This is a genomic window from Acinetobacter rudis (genome assembly GCF_000829675.1).
Lineage (GTDB): Bacteria > Pseudomonadota > Gammaproteobacteria > Pseudomonadales > Moraxellaceae > Acinetobacter > Acinetobacter rudis.
Genome location: NZ_BBRX01000024.1, coordinates 64,488 through 79,118, shown reverse-complemented (window position 1 = coordinate 79,118; position 14,631 = coordinate 64,488). Strand labels below are relative to the sequence as shown.

General features: G+C 41.3%; 16 protein-coding genes. 6 read left to right on the top strand and 10 right to left on the bottom strand.

The window, feature by feature from the left end:
• Positions 1-195: 195 nt before the first annotated feature.
• From Aru01_RS06975 to Aru01_RS06955, 5 genes are read left to right on the top strand one after another with little or no spacing between them, the layout of a single operon-like run.
• Positions 196-1,572 carry a TolC family protein gene (locus Aru01_RS06975; protein WP_051145765.1) on the top strand — a complete coding sequence of 459 codons (1,377 nt, stop codon included), beginning with the start codon at positions 196-198 and terminating at the stop codon, positions 1,570-1,572.
• On the top strand, positions 1,572-2,708 hold the full coding sequence (locus Aru01_RS06970; RefSeq protein ID WP_016655658.1) for an ABC transporter permease: 1,137 nt from the start codon (positions 1,572-1,574) through the stop codon (positions 2,706-2,708). The genes Aru01_RS06975 and Aru01_RS06970 overlap by 1 nt, the downstream gene beginning before the upstream one ends.
• 18 nt (positions 2,709-2,726) lie before the next feature.
• A complete protein-coding gene (locus Aru01_RS06965; protein WP_016655659.1) occupies positions 2,727-3,467 on the top strand; it encodes an ABC transporter ATP-binding protein in 741 nt (246 codons plus the stop codon).
• Positions 3,464-4,372: an efflux RND transporter periplasmic adaptor subunit gene (locus Aru01_RS06960; RefSeq protein ID WP_016655660.1), complete on the top strand. Its 909-nt coding sequence runs from the start codon at positions 3,464-3,466 to the stop codon at positions 4,370-4,372. The genes Aru01_RS06965 and Aru01_RS06960 overlap by 4 nt, the downstream gene beginning before the upstream one ends.
• Complete coding sequence (locus tag Aru01_RS06955) at positions 4,359-5,123, top strand: MtnX-like HAD-IB family phosphatase (protein ID WP_016655661.1); 765 nt, start codon at positions 4,359-4,361, stop codon at positions 5,121-5,123. Before Aru01_RS06960 ends, Aru01_RS06955 begins: the two co-directional genes overlap by 14 nt.
• Positions 5,124-5,217: 94 nt before the next feature.
• Here the strand turns inward: Aru01_RS06955 and Aru01_RS06950 are convergent, their stop codons facing one another.
• From Aru01_RS06950 to madL, 9 genes are read right to left on the bottom strand one after another with little or no spacing between them, the layout of a single operon-like run.
• Entirely contained in the window at positions 5,218-6,132 is a 915-nt protein-coding gene (locus tag Aru01_RS06950) for a malonate decarboxylase subunit epsilon (protein ID WP_016655662.1), read from the bottom strand.
• Positions 6,110-6,997: a triphosphoribosyl-dephospho-CoA synthase MdcB gene (mdcB, locus tag Aru01_RS06945; protein WP_016655663.1), complete on the bottom strand. Its 888-nt coding sequence runs from the start codon at positions 6,995-6,997 to the stop codon at positions 6,110-6,112. The genes Aru01_RS06950 and mdcB overlap by 23 nt, the downstream gene beginning before the upstream one ends.
• Complete coding sequence (mdcG, locus tag Aru01_RS06940) at positions 6,990-7,640, bottom strand: malonate decarboxylase holo-[acyl-carrier-protein] synthase (protein ID WP_016655664.1); 651 nt, start codon at positions 7,638-7,640, stop codon at positions 6,990-6,992. Before mdcG ends, mdcB begins: the two co-directional genes overlap by 8 nt.
• A 12-nt stretch (positions 7,641-7,652) precedes the next feature.
• Positions 7,653-8,369 carry a biotin-independent malonate decarboxylase subunit gamma gene (gene mdcE / locus Aru01_RS06935; protein ID WP_016655665.1) on the bottom strand — a complete coding sequence of 239 codons (717 nt, stop codon included), beginning with the start codon at positions 8,367-8,369 and terminating at the stop codon, positions 7,653-7,655.
• A complete protein-coding gene (locus Aru01_RS06930; RefSeq protein ID WP_016655666.1) occupies positions 8,359-9,258 on the bottom strand; it encodes a biotin-independent malonate decarboxylase subunit beta in 900 nt (299 codons plus the stop codon). Before Aru01_RS06930 ends, mdcE begins: the two co-directional genes overlap by 11 nt.
• Positions 9,251-9,568, bottom strand: coding sequence for a malonate decarboxylase acyl carrier protein (gene mdcC / locus Aru01_RS06925; protein WP_016655667.1), 318 nt, complete (start codon positions 9,566-9,568; stop codon positions 9,251-9,253). The genes Aru01_RS06930 and mdcC overlap by 8 nt, the downstream gene beginning before the upstream one ends.
• 16 nt (positions 9,569-9,584) lie before the next feature.
• Complete coding sequence (gene mdcA / locus Aru01_RS06920) at positions 9,585-11,240, bottom strand: malonate decarboxylase subunit alpha (RefSeq protein WP_016655668.1); 1,656 nt, start codon at positions 11,238-11,240, stop codon at positions 9,585-9,587.
• Positions 11,241-11,255: 15 nt separating this feature from the next.
• Positions 11,256-12,017 (bottom strand): malonate transporter subunit MadM, encoded by a 762-nt coding sequence (gene madM, locus Aru01_RS06915; RefSeq protein WP_016655669.1) that lies wholly within the window; start codon positions 12,015-12,017, stop codon positions 11,256-11,258.
• Positions 12,018-12,061: 44 nt separating this feature from the next.
• A complete protein-coding gene (gene madL, locus Aru01_RS06910) occupies positions 12,062-12,469 on the bottom strand; it encodes a malonate transporter subunit MadL (protein WP_016655670.1) in 408 nt (135 codons plus the stop codon).
• Positions 12,470-12,604: 135 nt separating this feature from the next.
• On the opposite strand from madL, the gene Aru01_RS06905 reads away from it, so the two are divergent.
• Positions 12,605-13,276 (top strand): GntR family transcriptional regulator, encoded by a 672-nt coding sequence (locus Aru01_RS06905; RefSeq protein WP_016655671.1) that lies wholly within the window; start codon positions 12,605-12,607, stop codon positions 13,274-13,276.
• Between the two features lie 346 nt (positions 13,277-13,622).
• Here Aru01_RS06905 and Aru01_RS06900 read toward each other — a convergent pair whose 3' ends face one another.
• Positions 13,623-14,549, bottom strand: coding sequence for a helix-turn-helix transcriptional regulator (locus Aru01_RS06900; RefSeq protein ID WP_016655672.1), 927 nt, complete (start codon positions 14,547-14,549; stop codon positions 13,623-13,625).
• Positions 14,550-14,631: the final 82 nt, after the last annotated feature.

The following is a 14,631-nucleotide window of genomic DNA, read 5'->3' as shown; positions in this document are numbered from 1 at the left end:
AGAAAAATTGCCTGAGTATAAAAATGATTTTAGAAAAATAAGCTGACTTAAAATAATTATTAACTCTCCATCAAATCTCCACATAGGCTCGATATCGAGGCAACATTTCTAAGGTATTGTTCGACCATTGAAAATTAGGTTGTGGTTAAGAATCAGATGATAGCCAGTTATAGTCATTTAAAGAATGGAGTCTTGTTGATTCTTTTATTGGCGGGGCTAAATGGATGTGTCAGTCCAAATAAGCCAGATTTACCACAACAAGTCCCCGTAAACTGGGATGTTAAGCAGTCATTAGACGGACAGCTGGTCTCATTACGTTCATGGTGGACGAGTTTTAATGATCCAAATTTAGATGCATTGGTAAATGCAGCACTGAATAACAATCTGGATATTGCCCAGTCAAACCAAATGTTATCAAAAGTGCGTCGTTTAAATGAACAATCTGCTCGACATTATTTACCTAAAGTCGCAGCAGGCGTACAGCCTGTGCAAGATGCCGCTGCTCGAGAAAATTTCCTACATGCAAGTATTGATGTGACATGGGAAATGAGCTTGTATGGCGAATCTGAGTATCGTAAACATCTTGGTGATGCAGTGGTTTTATCTGCTGAAGCACGTGAACAAGCTGTACGTATTGTTGTCGTTGCCAATACTGTAGAAAACTATTTGCGTTATACCTATACCAATCAACAGCTAGCATTATTACAACGTCAATTTGCTCTAGAAGCGCGCTTACAAGCACTGGTGAACATACGTCAAAGAGCGCATGTTGCGACAACAGAGGAGCTGGCTTCTTCAAAATTGAGAGTGGCACGCTTAGAAGCGAAGCGAATAGATTTACAGCAAATCCAAGATCAATCTTCACGTGTACTGGCATTACTTACAGCTAAAAGTCGAGCAGAGCTCAGCTCGCAGCTCAATCAGACTCATGTTGTCGTTCCTACAATCCGACTTGAACAAATTCCTGCTGATTTATTACGCACCCGTCCAGACATTCGGCAAGCCGAAGCTGACGTATTGCAATCTGCAGCAGAAGTTGGTTTGGCGCGTGCTGCACTTTATCCTCGTCTGATATTAAGTGGCTCAATCCTGTTTTCATATAATTTGACGGATAACTACCGCAGGATGAGTGGCCGTAATACACCTGGATTTGGCCCAATTATAGATATTCCACTGTGGGATTGGGGACAGCGACGCAATGAAAAGTATGCAAAGGAGCATAAACTGCAAGCTGCATTATTTGGATATCGCAAGACTGTTTTAGCGGGGATCAGTGAAACAGAAGAGGCATTATCTTCTTTAGCTTATCAAGATAAACGTATGCAGACATACAACAGTGCAGCTGAACAGCAAAAGCATTTAAATCAGATGCAAGCCACATTAAAAAAAGTTGGATTTTCAAGTGAATATGAAGGATTAACTGGCCAAATGACGTTGTTAGAAATCGAATCTGAATTAGCAGAGTCGCAGTTTCGAAGAGCAGTTGCTTTGGTCCTATTATATAAGGCATTAGGAGGCGCGCCATTATCGGTAATGACAAGCTCCTTAGCGACGCAAGCTGAGGCAGGATAATGATTTCATTGGCAAGAAAAACGCTAATTTATGAGTGGCGTCGGTTTATTCCAGTTGGGCTGTCGGTTGGTTTTGCTGGTGTTTTATTGATCGTGCAAACTGCCTTGGTGCTGGGTATTTTTGGTAGTGCAGCTGTGTATATTCAGGAGTCTTCTGCTGATGTCTGGGTCGGCTATCCTGGCACACAAAGCGTCAATTATGGTCGTACAATTGGTCCTGATGTCAAAGTACATTTACAGATGGACCCCGCTATAGAACAAGTTGAATCTTATCAATGGGTAGATGGTGAGTGGTACTCAGCCAAAACTGAAGGCGGCAGTGTCTCTGTGTATCTTTCAGGTATTGCAACGCATCCTGATGCCATGATGTTTTCACGTTTAATCTCTACGGAATTGAGAGAAAAATTACGTGAACCAGGTGCAGTTATTGTAGATCCTGCTGATTTAGAAACATTGGGTGCAACGTTGGGTGGGCGAGCATGGATCAATCAACAACCAGTTCACATTGTGGGTTTACTAAAAGGTTTGCGTGGGCTTGGAGGCATAAATGTATTGTCTTCGCAAGAAAGTGCATTATTGATAGCAGGTTTAGCTTCTTCAGAAGGGAGTACATATTACCTTGCGCGTTTGAAACAAGCAGAACAACTCCCACTGCTATTAAAGCGATTTTCAACACCGGACAAACGTTTTGGCAATTATGAAATGTGGTCTGCTGATGATTTTGCTTTACGTTCACAGCGCTATTGGCTGTTAGATACGGGTGCTGGCGTCGCTGTATTGTTTATGGCGGGTTTGGTTTGTCTGGTTGGTGTAATGATTACCAGTCAAGCACTTAAAACAGTCGTAAATAGTTATAGTCGTGAATATGCAACTCTAAATGCGCTGGGTGCAAGTCGTCGCTCACTCGCTTGGGTAGTGATCGAGCAATCACTTTGGATCGGAGCTGCAGGATTAACCTTTGCAGCAGTCGTCACTACACTTTTACTCAATGTCGCCCAATATTATCAGGTCCCTGTCGCCATGACGCCGATGGCTGCTTTATTTTGCATGTTGTTGATTATAGTTATGGTTTTATTTTCAAGTTTATCAGCCATGAGGAGTCAGCTGCGTGTTGATCCTTCATTGTTGCTACGTTGATTCAAAGGTGGAGTAAGCATGCAGGCATCTTCTGTTACACCCTTAAAACCTGTTTTGCAAGCAGTGCAACTCAGTAAATCTTTTTATTCTGGCAGTGTAAATGTACAGGTGCTACGTAATTTGTCACTCACGGTCAATCCTGGTGAGTTAACGCTGATTGCAGGTCCATCGGGCTGTGGGAAAAGCACTTTATTGTCATTGTTATCAGGTCTACAGCGACCTGATAGTGGACAGACTTTAGCTTTAGGTGTTGATCTGAGTGAGCTGAGCCGTGAAGAGATGGATGCTTTTCGACTTCGCCATACAGGATTCATTTTTCAAGGATTTAATTTATTCCCTGCCTTAACTTCGATTGAACAAGTGCAATTACCACTGGGTTATCTTGGGTTTAGTCAAAAGGAGAGTAAGGAGCGTGCAATGAATGCTTTGGAAGAGGTCGGTATGTTGCATCGTGCACATATGCGGCCCGCTCAAATGTCAGGAGGTGAAAGACAACGTGTTGCGATTGCCCGTGCAGTTGCAAAATCCCCTCAACTTTTATTTGCCGATGAGCCAACAAGCGCGCTAGATGCGCAAAGTGGGCAGCGAGTAATTAATATTTTGCATCGTATTGCCAAGACACATGGCGTAACCATTCTTTGTGTCAGTCATGACCCGCGTCTCATCGAACATGCGGATCGGTTGTTGCATATGGAAGATGGTGTCATTCAGAAAGATAGCGATATATCAGAGAATGAAGCTCTAGGGTTAGCGCCATGAATTTAGTATTACTTAAAGGTTTACGTATCTGTACCTTTGTGACGGTTGGGATCTTTGCTGGTTGTAAAGAGGATACGCTTGAAGTGGAGCAAAAATCAGCGGTGCAGACCAAGCAACCTACAGCAATTGCCCGTGGAAAACTTGATGTAGAAGGTGGACTTGTTGCCTTATCATTTTCGGCTGAGGGTGTGGTCAATAAGATCATGGTTGCAGAAGGTCAACAGGTCGAAAAGGGGCAGCTTTTACTACAACAAGATCAGCGGATTTTTAATGCAGATCAACGCGTAGCTGAAAGTGAGTTAGCTGTGGCCGATACACAGTTGCAAGGATTACGCGATAAAATCCCTGAACTTCAACAAAAAGCCCAACGTTTAAATCTGGCCGCTCAAGCGGGTGCAATGCAAATGCAGTTAAGTGACGAAGCTCAAGTTGTTTTGCAACAAGCTCAAACAGAGATTAGTATTGCTCAAGCAGAAAGAAATTTAGCCAAAAGTAAACTCAGTCAAATTCAAAGCCGAGGTGCATTACTTAATTTACATGCGCCATTTGCTGCGACAGTGGTTAAAATTAATGCGCACTCGGGCGAGTTCTTGGCGAATGGACAAAGTGCATTGGTACTCTTACCTAAAAAGCCGATTATTGTTCGCGCAGAATTAAATGAAAGTTATTTGCAGTCTGTGAAAGTGGGTATGCAAGCAAAAGTGCAAATTGATCATGACAGTGACCGTACCGATTTAGCTACAGCACGTGTTACACGGATTAGTCCTGTCTTTATACAAAGTCAATTGCAGCAAAACAGTCAACAAAGTCCTGGCCGCGTGGTGGAGTGTATTTTAGAGTTCAATACTGCACCTTTAACTCGAGTTGGACAAAACGTTATAGTGAGCTTTTATGACCAGCCATAATTCATTTTTAGCCGATATTCAAATTCCCTTTATTGATTTTGTTATTCAATCTGAACAGCAATCCAACTGGGTGGTACAGTGTGATTTTGACGGAACAATAAGTCTCAGCGATGTTACCGATAGTTTATTAAATCGTTTCGGTTTACCAGGCTGGGAAGAGTTAGAAGAAGACTGGGAAAGTGGCAAAATAGGTTCTCGCGAATGTATGCAAGGGCAAGTTGCATTGCTTGATATGTCACGTGAACAGCTAGAACAACACTTAACCACGATTGAGATAGATCCACAATTTCCTGAATTTGTTGCAGAAGTAAGTCGCTTAGGTTGGCCTATACACATCGTAAGTGATGGTTTGGATTGGTCTATCCGCTCTATCTTGGCACGTTATAATTTAGCTCATTTACCCATTTTTGCGAATCGATTGGTGCAACAAGGTGAACGACAGTGGCGTTTAGAAACACCTTGGTTTAACCCAACATGTGCAAAGGCCAGTGCAAACTGTAAATGTCAGTTATTAAAGAGCGAACATCAACAAAAACAACAGGTATTGTATATTGGTGATGGCAACTCTGATTTTTGTGTATCAGGCAAAGCAGATATGGTTCTAGCAAAATCTCGTTTGATTACTTATTGCCAAAAGCAAAAGATTCCTCATCAACGCATTGATAACTTTCAAGATGCCATTGATTTATTGCATACAGTAAAAAATCAACATGTAAAAGGCGAACTTGTCTCTGGCTCTTTGTCATATTAGTAGGCTGAATTGAACTTATCCTTCATGAGTCAAAATCAATCAGAACAAGCTCAGCGCTTTCAAGCGGAGCTTCTTTTACTGAAAATAGATGACATTAAACAAAGCGAGAGATCCACTGTTTAATGCCATCAACCTGACTAAAATCATCAATACTGCGAATTTGAACTGCAGGCATAAACTCACCAATCATTTTACTTAATGCATTGCCTGGACCAATTTCAACAATAACATCAGGTTGATACTCTTGAAGTGATTCCATACAGAATTGCCAATCTAAAGGATGATTGATCTGTTCAGATAAAATAGTCATGGCTTGTTGATGGGTATAATATTTTTGACCTGCACTAGCACTGATGATGGGGATACGCATTTGACTGCTCGGTAGCGTATTGAAGTATGTTGAAAATTGTTTGGCTGCATCGTTTAAAAAAGCCGTATGAGAGGGAACAGAGACTTTTAATTGACTGGCGTGTTGTGCGCCTTGTGCTCGTGCTACAGCAATAAGTTGATCTACATGTTGAACAGTGCCAGCAACAATATAATGCATTTCATTGAGTCGGATAGAGATCTCTGTATGCGTACTTTGTAGCAAGGGAAGAAGTTGCTGTTTGTTTAACCCCTGTATAGCTGCCATGCTACAAGCTGCATGTTCTACATGCTGACTCATCATGTTGGCGCGTGTAGAGATGAGTTCAAATGCGTGTTCAAAGCTTAGCGTTGAACTACAACAAAATGCACTGGCTTCACCCAATGAGTAGCCTGAAAAAAACTCAGGTTCAGGTAAGTCCTCTTGAATGTCTAACCATCTTAAATATTGCAGGCTAAAAATAAAGGGCTGTGCAATCTGGTTGGAGAAAATAGCATCGTGTTTAGATGCAGCTAGATCGAGTTGTGTAAATAATGTTTTAAGCTGGGTACTGAGTCCATGTTTTTGCGCAAGCATCTTGATTTCATGGATATGTTGGCTGGACTGTAAACCTTGTCCACTAAAGATCACAGCAAAGTTCATGTTCCACCTTATGAAAAAATAAAGTTATACCAAGTAAGTCGGCACTACCTCCTGGGCTGAGGTGGTGTTGAGTGAAATATTGATTGATTTGACTGAGTTTGTTTTGCCAATGTGTTTGCAATACACCGCCATCATCTAGAAATTTCTGTGCCATTTCTTGAACAATAAACAGCGCACTCATCCCTCCACGCCAGACGATATTGGTATCTGGTAATTGACTAATCAAGGTCATCAGCGTTTGTATCGAGGCATGGTTTTTAGATTGAGTCGCGTCAAGTGTGGATTGAAAACAAGGTAAGGCAAGCTGTTGAACCACTTGAAAGCCGTGAGCAACCTGTTCAATTGCACCAGAAATACCATATTTTTTACGCATTTGCTGACCATGACTCAGTGGATTACGACTGAGTTTATTGAGCAAATCTTGTTGCCAATGTTCAATGATTTGCTGACTTATATTTTCAGCATTGACTGGAAGCTGCTGTTTTAAACACTGACCGAGTCCAGCACTGGCAAAGCCTAAATTAAAAATAGCCCCTTTATGGGTATTGACTTGATGAGTCGCAAGCATCATGCGTTGTTCACATTGCACACCCGCTTGTTGCAGTTGTTCAAAAGAGCATTGCTGAAAACCAAAATCACAGAGCTGACCATAATATCCCTGCATTGCCTCAATGCTCTTTAAAAATAGTGCATAGTCCATGTCATGATGACTGCCCTGGGTGGATGGACAGACTAAACCGGGTTTAAGTTCAAGACTAACTTCATCAAATAGTGCAGACCGAGCAAGTTGATCAATTTGTGTTGTGATGTGGCCAATTGTATTTTGAGCTTGGGCCAGTTCTATTGTGCTGTTGTTGTCATGCATTAAGATTCCCTCCAAAGATTGCAGCAATGCTCGCTAAACTGATCTTTGATAACTCCTTGACGATAATGCTGTCCTGTTTCTGATTTAAGGCAAATATAAGTTCATTAAAGGAGATATTTTGTGTTTTGTTTAAAGTAATTTCACCATCAATACTGAACGGTAACTGTGTTTTCAACTGATCAATTGCTTGAAGAATCGGGCGAATCATATTGGTGTGACTTGATTCGATTAGTAGATCCAAATCAGAGTGAGCATGAATAAATTGTTCCTGATAGAGATATTGACAGGCATAGGAACCATAAACATATACTGAACAATTTAAGGTGTTCAGGTGCAGAATAAACTGCTCTAGTATATTTTTCGTCTCTACATCAAACATATCGATGAGATGAGAAAGTGGGAGTGGCCTGTGGCTTAGCGCAGGAGCAGAGGCTAAACCCAGTGCCACACGATGCTTTTGTCCATGGACAAAACAGTTGGCCGCCACTTTAAAATAATCTTCAGATTCTTGACGACATACCGTAAATGGCATGTTGTGCTGGATCATTTGCTCAATCTTCTGTTGTACAGCAGGTGTGAGAGATACATCGAGAAATTTAAAAGCATCCTTCGCTTGAAGATAGATCAGATCGTGGCGGTTCATAAAGGTTACTCCTTAAGCGGAAAGTACAGCCTGTACAATGTCATTACACAAAAGACGACCTTGTCTTTGCTGTGCGTTGAAACGCCGTTCATCATCTAAATAACCAGTGATGTGTGCTTGTTGTTGTGTAATGGCTTCAGCAATTAAATGTTCATTGAGTACAGGCCAAATTGCGGCAATTGCCCCCATTTTGTAGAAGTTTTCTACGCCTGGTGCAAAAATTGCTGAGCTTTGAGAGAGTTCTTTTAAACGTTCAACGGAGATTTTCGTGACCCGTGCCATCGCATTGAGATCCATCACCTTCACTTGGCTGTTTTCCAGTGCAAAAACCTGATTGGACATCAGTCCATAAGATAAGAAGCCTCCACTTACAGCTTCGCCTAAAACAATCGCGAGATTAGGATGTTGTTTTCTGCGAAGTAAGTCCACACAGCTGGCTAAATGTGCAAAAGTTCTATTTAGACATAACAGTTCATCTGAGCGAGATAGCGCTTGTCCTTGCGTATCCACAATAAAAACTACAGGTGTTTTTGCATCTTCTGCGATGATGTCGAGGATTTCAGCAGCAATCTGCATGGCGATTTGCTGATTAATAGCTGCTGAATCTACAGTGCCAACGATGCGTACTTTTCCTACCGCTGTCTGAGCAGAACCACATATGAAGTGTCCATGAATGTCATAGCGAAGATCATGCGGAAAAAGTTGTTTAAGAATATCTTCAGTTTGCATAATGATGTCCTTGTTTAATCTGTATCACTTCTGCTGCACTGAGCATTGGAATTTGTTCCGCATTTTCGATGTTCATGCTTTTCCAAATTTCCATGCCATCTTTTTGGCCAAACCATTGTGCATATTGTTGTTCAAGTCGCTTTTGCTGGTGTTGCAGCGTTTGTAAGTCGAGAATTTCAGTGGTCTTTGTCAGTGCGTAAATCAGACAATTTCGAATCTCGTTGGTATCATCTTCGGACAACTGTTGAATATGATCGAGTAAATAGCGATGTTTGCCTCCTGTCACTCGCCAGACCAGTGCACGGTCTTTGGAGTCAAATTCTTCTACACCCTTGACCGTTTCAATGACTTCTGGTCCTGAAAGTGCCAATCGGCCTTCTTCAGTCATGATGATATGACTACTTAAACAAGCACTAATGCCCATCCCACCAAATGCACCACAGGTTCCACCGATGACAGTTATAATTGGAATACCAGCATTTCTGACTTTGAGCATGGCACGCATGATTTCAGAAATAGCAATAAGCCCTGCATTGGCTTCGTGTAGACGTACACCACCTGAGTCAACTAGAAAAATGACTGCCGATGATTTGTCCTGAATTGCTTTAAGTAATAGACCGACAACTTTAGCGCCGTGTATTTCACCGACTGCACCCCCCATGAACTGACCTTCTTGTGCAATCACGTGTACAGGAGTACCAATGATATTGGCTTTTCCAATGATCACACCATCGTCAAAACTTCCTGGAATATCCAGTGCTTTGAGGTTGGGGCTGAGTTCGACTGTACCCGGTGGCAGGATCTCACTAAAACTTCCTTGATCAACAAGACTGGTGATTCGATGACGGGCAGTTCTTTCATAAAAACTTTTTTTAATCATCTTATGCATGTTCGCCATCCTTAAGCATTGCAACTGCCTGACTTAAACGTAAACTCACTACAGCAGGAGTTGCCCCCATATCATTGAGCTGAAATCTTAAACCACCCACTTGATGGCGATTACAAAATTCCGTGAGTACTGCATACCAAACATTTTTAAAGCCAGTTGCAGAAGTATTTACTGAGATCTCACACGTTTCATGATGACCGATCGGGCTTACAAGAACCTCTAAATTACCTGAGCCGACTACACCACAAATCATATCGTGCTCAGTTAAAGCGGCATGCTCAGAACTGAGGCTAAAATTGAGTTGTTCCATATCATTTACTCCGTGATTACCAGTTTCTAAAACGGCTAGGCGGGGAGTACATTCCCTCGGACCATTTCACTAAATCTTTAATAGACTGAGCCGCGAGCAAGTCACGTGTTGCTTTAGATGGATCAATGCCTAGATCTTCTGGGCGCTGGATAATGCCTCTACGACGTAGTTCTGCAACTTTTTCCTGATCACGTTGCATGCCTACTGGGGTGTAACCTGCTACACCACGAATCGCTTGTTCTCGTTCTTCTTCACTGCGACACAAGAGCAAATTGGCGATGCCTTCTTCAGTGACAATGTGTGTTACATCTTCGCCATAAATCATAATCGGCGGGAAGTCGCTGCCCATTTTGTCTTGCAACTGCCATGCATCAAGTTCTTCTACAAATACAGGATGCATGTGTTCGCGGTACGTTTCGACCAGTTGTACGACCAGTTTACGCCCTTTAATGACTTGACCATCTACGGCTTCTTTACCCGCTTTATGATAAGCATAGCTGGAGTGGCGTCGTCCATGTGGATCTGACCCCATATTTGGTGCACCACCAAAACCAGCGATACGGTCAACTGTTGCGGTTGAGCTATTCCCTTGCATATCGATCTGTAGAGTTGAACCAATGAAGAGGTCACAGGCATACAGCCCAGCCGTTTGAGACAGGGCACGATTGGAACGCATACTGCCATCGGCACCTGTAAAGAAAATATCTGAGCGATTACGGATATATTCCTCCATACCCACTTCAGAGCCAAAGCTATGAACAGATTCAACAAAGCCGCTTTCAATCGCTGGAATTAGGGTAGGATGGGGGTTCAGTGCCCAATTGGTACAGATTTTTCCTTTTAAATTGAGCTCATCAGCAAAAGTAGGCAATAAAAGTTCGATGGCTGCAGTATCAAAACCAATGCCATGGTTAAGGCGCTGAATCTGGTAAGGTGCATAGATCCCTTTAATCACCATCATAGCCATGAGTATTTGTACTTCAGTAATCTGAGCAGGATCACGAGTAAAAAGTGGTTCAATGTAGTTATGTTTAGGGCTGACAATAAAGAAATCGACCCAATCCGATGGAATATCTACACGTGGGACTTTATCTACTAGTTCGTTGACCTGAGCAATGACGATTCCACTTTTAAAGGCCGTGGCTTCGACTATAGCTGGAGTATCTTCAGTATTGGCCCCTGTATATAAATTACCTTCGGCATCTGCTGAGTGCGCAGTAATCAGACAGACATTGGGCGTAAGATCAATAAAATAACGTCCATAAAGCTCTAAATAAGTATGTATAGAACCAATAGAGATTTTTTGCTGTTGAACCAGTTGGGCAAGACGTAGGCTTTGTGGTCCGGCAAAGGAGAAATCGACTTTTGACGCAATTCCTTTTTCAAATACATCCAAATGACTAGGTAGGGCAAGTACGGATTGTAAAATATGAAGCTCATTGAGCACTTCAGGATTACATTGACTTAATGCTTTGGAGAGAAAGTCTGCCTGCTTTTGGTTATTACCTTCTTGGCAAACTTTATCACCACAGGCAATCACTGTTTCAAGGAGTTCAATGGTACGTAAATGAGCGACTTGTTTTTCAAATCCTTTGAGTTTTGCTTGTTCAAGTTTTTGCTTGCGTTTGGATTTTTGACTATTCCAAATACGTTTGTTGATCATGTTATTCATCTCTACACCTGGTGTTTAACCAAAAATTGCATTGACTGTCAGGAAAAATATAGATGGGCCTAATAAACAGCCTAAACCTGTATAGAATGTTGCAACCAGTGCACCATAGGGAACGAGGCGTACATCTGTACCAGCAAGCCCTGCAGCTGTTCCACTGGTTGTACCTGCCATACCCCCAAAAATCATGGCTGAGCGTGGACTTTTGAGGTACATAAATTTTGCAAGTAATGGTGTGCCCACCATAAAGAACACAGATTTGATGAGGCCGATTGCAATAGAGAGTGCGATGACTTCGGAACTTGCTCCGATTGCAGTTCCTGTAATCGGACCCACAATATAAGTCATCGCGCCTGCACCGATCGTGGTCATTGAAACTGGATCTTTATATCCCATCATCCAAGCCACTGCTGCACCAGCGACAAAAGGAATAATGCAGCCCAACATCAAAGCAATCATGCCGACTTTGCCTGCTTTTTTGACTTCCTTCACATCCACTTCGAAGGCGGTAGAAGCAATAGCGAGATCACGTAACATGGCACCGCCCAATAAAGCAAAGCCAGAAAAAATAGCGATGTCTGAAACACCTTTAGTGCCTTGTGTATATACACCAGCAAAATAGGCAATCACTAAGCCTAGCGTAATTGCAATGGCTGAGCTTTGTAGTTTTCCTCGGGTTAAATACTTTGATAGTAAGTGCGAAATAAACATCATCAGCCCTGTAACAGCGAGCGCTGTGATCAGTGCATTTTTCGTTAATACTTCAATTAAAACATCCATACAGTAACTCCCTGTAATCCTTTATATGTGAGGAGTGCTAGGCTTTATGCTTCAGCAGTTTGATTTTTTTGTTCAGCAGGCCATTCAAAGGTGTCGTAGTCATTACTGACTCTATTGAGAGAACGGATGACGAGCACAGTCGCGATTAAAGATACGACTGCAACAATAATACCCACCATCCCGCCAGACAAAGCAGCAACCACGTTTTGACCAGCAGACATCGCAACAACAATTGGAATATACATACCTGACCAATACAGCACGCCAAATTGAGTGACTTGCGGTAAATATCCTTTTTTCGCAAGCAGTTCCTTGCTAAGAATTAAAAGAATCATGGCGATCGCAACACCACCAACATTGGCTTTTACCCCAAGTAAAATACCTAAAGTATTGCCAAGATAGTCACCGAGCAGATGACAGATTGCGAGTATTGCTGTTCCGTAAATAATCATCTTCGATCCTCCATGGATTGAGATTTTAGTAGTAATAAATATCCCTATATTTTGATATAGTTATAACGGGAATGTATTCAAATAACAATATATTTGTACTCAAAATACAAAATATTGTATACAAAATGGTGTAATATGAATTTAATCAAAGACTTACCTTTGTCTATTCAAGTGAGTAAAAAAATAGAGGATGACATTATCTTTGGGCACTTTTTACCCGGGACAAAACTAGATGAGGTGGAGTTGTGTGAGCGATATGGAGCATCTAGAACACCGATTCGAGAGGCTTTAAAGCTATTGGCAGCAGAAGGTTTGGTCGAAATTAGGCCAAGACGTGGGGCAATTGTGCCCGAAGTAAACCCAATGACCTTATGTGAAATGTTTGAGGTCATGGCGGAACTTGAAGGGATGTGTGGTCGTCTGGCAGCAAGACGAATTCAGGATGATGAGAAAACTAAGCTGCTGAGCATGCATCAACGCTGTGCTGAATATCTAGAGTCAGGAGATTCTGAAAATTATTATGAAATGAACCGTCAGTTTCATTTTCAAATTTATCTTGCAAGTCACAATAGTTTTTTGATTGAACAAGCTGGCAGTTTACATAAACGACTGCATCCATATCGCAGACTTCAGCTGCGGGTGAGTAATCGAATGAGTAATTCTTTTGCTGAACATGAAGGAATTGTACAGGCCATTATTCATGGTAATGAAGCAGAAGCTGAAAGACTACTACGTGAACATGTAGTGATTCAAGGACAGAAGTTTACTGACCTGATTGCAACCATCAGTACATATACCAAGTCGTGATTTGATTGCCCTAATTTTTATAGCCTCGATATATCCATCGGGGCTTTTTGCATATGAAATCTAAAAACTGTGCTGAACTTTTTAAACTAGGCCATGATGAGTCTTCATGTTAGCAATGGATGTGGATATTACTTTAAAAAAATACTCATTTAAATACCGTTAATTATGATGACTGGGAGATTGAATCGAAGTGCAAAAAGTACAATAAGAAATCCATAAAACAATGCAAGGAGGATGTAGTTTAATACGATGAATATGCACAGTCTCTAATCGAGCTAAGTCATGGTGGGCGTATTGTTAATCCTTGAGCAGTAATGGTTTTGGGATGCTGGTTTAAGCAGCGTGATTAACAACGATAACCGAAATAACGTTCGTAAATCTTTTTAAAATATTGGGTACTACTATAGCCAATTTGAATGGCAACGTTTTCAGTGGAAACGCCTTTTTTCAATAAGGCCTGTGCGTATTTCATTCGAATCTCTAGTAAATAATGCCCAATGGTTTTGTCTGTATATTCCTTAAATAATCTTTTCAAATCACATTCATTAATACCTACTTGTTTGGCCAAGGTTCGAATCGTAATTTTGCTTTCAAAATTTGTTTCTAAAATAGAGATGGTCTTTTTTATGGAAAGGGGGACATCATTTGTTTTTGCGCTATCTTCGAGTAATGTGCTCATGAGTTCGAGTGCTGCACCTTCTAGATGCAGTAAATCAATAGAGGATTGGGCAGGGGGAAGATTTAAGAGGTAGTGGGCTTGATGCAATGCATTTTTATTGGGTATATGAATCGTTTTTAAGGCTGGACTAGAGCCAGTTAAAAAGAATTGGGCTAGATCAGAGTGTTGAAAGTGATTTTTAATGCTTTCTAAAAAAGTGTTATTGAAGTCCAGGGAAATGAGGGACATTTCTTTATGCTCTTGGAGGTAAATGGTCTGTAGACCTAAACTACCTTTACGTAAAATAATCATGGGGGAGCGGATTTGATACTCATGCTGAGTACAATGATTTTTAATACGATGAGTACCTGAGAGCAGAATAGTAATACCAAAAAGATGATGAGGTGTTTCAGCACTCATTTTTAATGGCCGATCTACCCAATATTTACCTTTTCCTACACACAGTTTGCCAAAATCATATATTTCACTGTAACCATCACCATCAGAAGGATTGAAATGATTGAGATGATGATTGGGTAATGGTGAATACATATCTAAAAAGAGATCACCGACTTGTTTTAAGACAGCCTTGTGTGAATCAATATAAACAGACATTGTTATATGCTCAGATTAAATATAAACGAGAATCATTTTCATTTTTAAATTTTCACAAGTCAATAGCTTTTTTGATTTCAAT

Excerpts from the sequence above, each read along its gene's own strand:
- mdcA (WP_016655668.1), bottom strand. The coding sequence starts at position 11,240 with ATGAATAACATGATCAACAAACGTATTTGGAATAGTCAAAAATCCAAA.
- Aru01_RS06970 (WP_016655658.1), top strand. The coding sequence starts at position 1,572 with ATGATTTCATTGGCAAGAAAAACGCTAATTTATGAGTGGCGTCGGTTT.
- madM (WP_016655669.1), bottom strand. The coding sequence starts at position 12,017 with ATGGATGTTTTAATTGAAGTATTAACGAAAAATGCACTGATCACAGCG.
- mdcG (WP_016655664.1), bottom strand. The coding sequence starts at position 7,640 with ATGAACCGCCACGATCTGATCTATCTTCAAGCGAAGGATGCTTTTAAA.
- Aru01_RS06960 (WP_016655660.1), top strand. The coding sequence starts at position 3,464 with ATGAATTTAGTATTACTTAAAGGTTTACGTATCTGTACCTTTGTGACG.
- Aru01_RS06965 (WP_016655659.1), top strand. The coding sequence starts at position 2,727 with ATGCAGGCATCTTCTGTTACACCCTTAAAACCTGTTTTGCAAGCAGTG.
- mdcC (WP_016655667.1), bottom strand. The coding sequence starts at position 9,568 with ATGGAACAACTCAATTTTAGCCTCAGTTCTGAGCATGCCGCTTTAACT.
- mdcE (WP_016655665.1), bottom strand. The coding sequence starts at position 8,369 with ATGCAAACTGAAGATATTCTTAAACAACTTTTTCCGCATGATCTTCGC.
- Aru01_RS06930 (WP_016655666.1), bottom strand. The coding sequence starts at position 9,258 with ATGCATAAGATGATTAAAAAAAGTTTTTATGAAAGAACTGCCCGTCAT.
- mdcB (WP_016655663.1), bottom strand. The coding sequence starts at position 6,997 with ATGCATGACAACAACAGCACAATAGAACTGGCCCAAGCTCAAAATACA.
- Aru01_RS06950 (WP_016655662.1), bottom strand. The coding sequence starts at position 6,132 with ATGAACTTTGCTGTGATCTTTAGTGGACAAGGTTTACAGTCCAGCCAA.
- Aru01_RS06905 (WP_016655671.1), top strand. The coding sequence starts at position 12,605 with ATGAATTTAATCAAAGACTTACCTTTGTCTATTCAAGTGAGTAAAAAA.
- Aru01_RS06955 (WP_016655661.1), top strand. The coding sequence starts at position 4,359 with ATGACCAGCCATAATTCATTTTTAGCCGATATTCAAATTCCCTTTATT.
- Aru01_RS06900 (WP_016655672.1), bottom strand. The coding sequence starts at position 14,549 with ATGTCTGTTTATATTGATTCACACAAGGCTGTCTTAAAACAAGTCGGT.
- madL (WP_016655670.1), bottom strand. The coding sequence starts at position 12,469 with ATGATTATTTACGGAACAGCAATACTCGCAATCTGTCATCTGCTCGGT.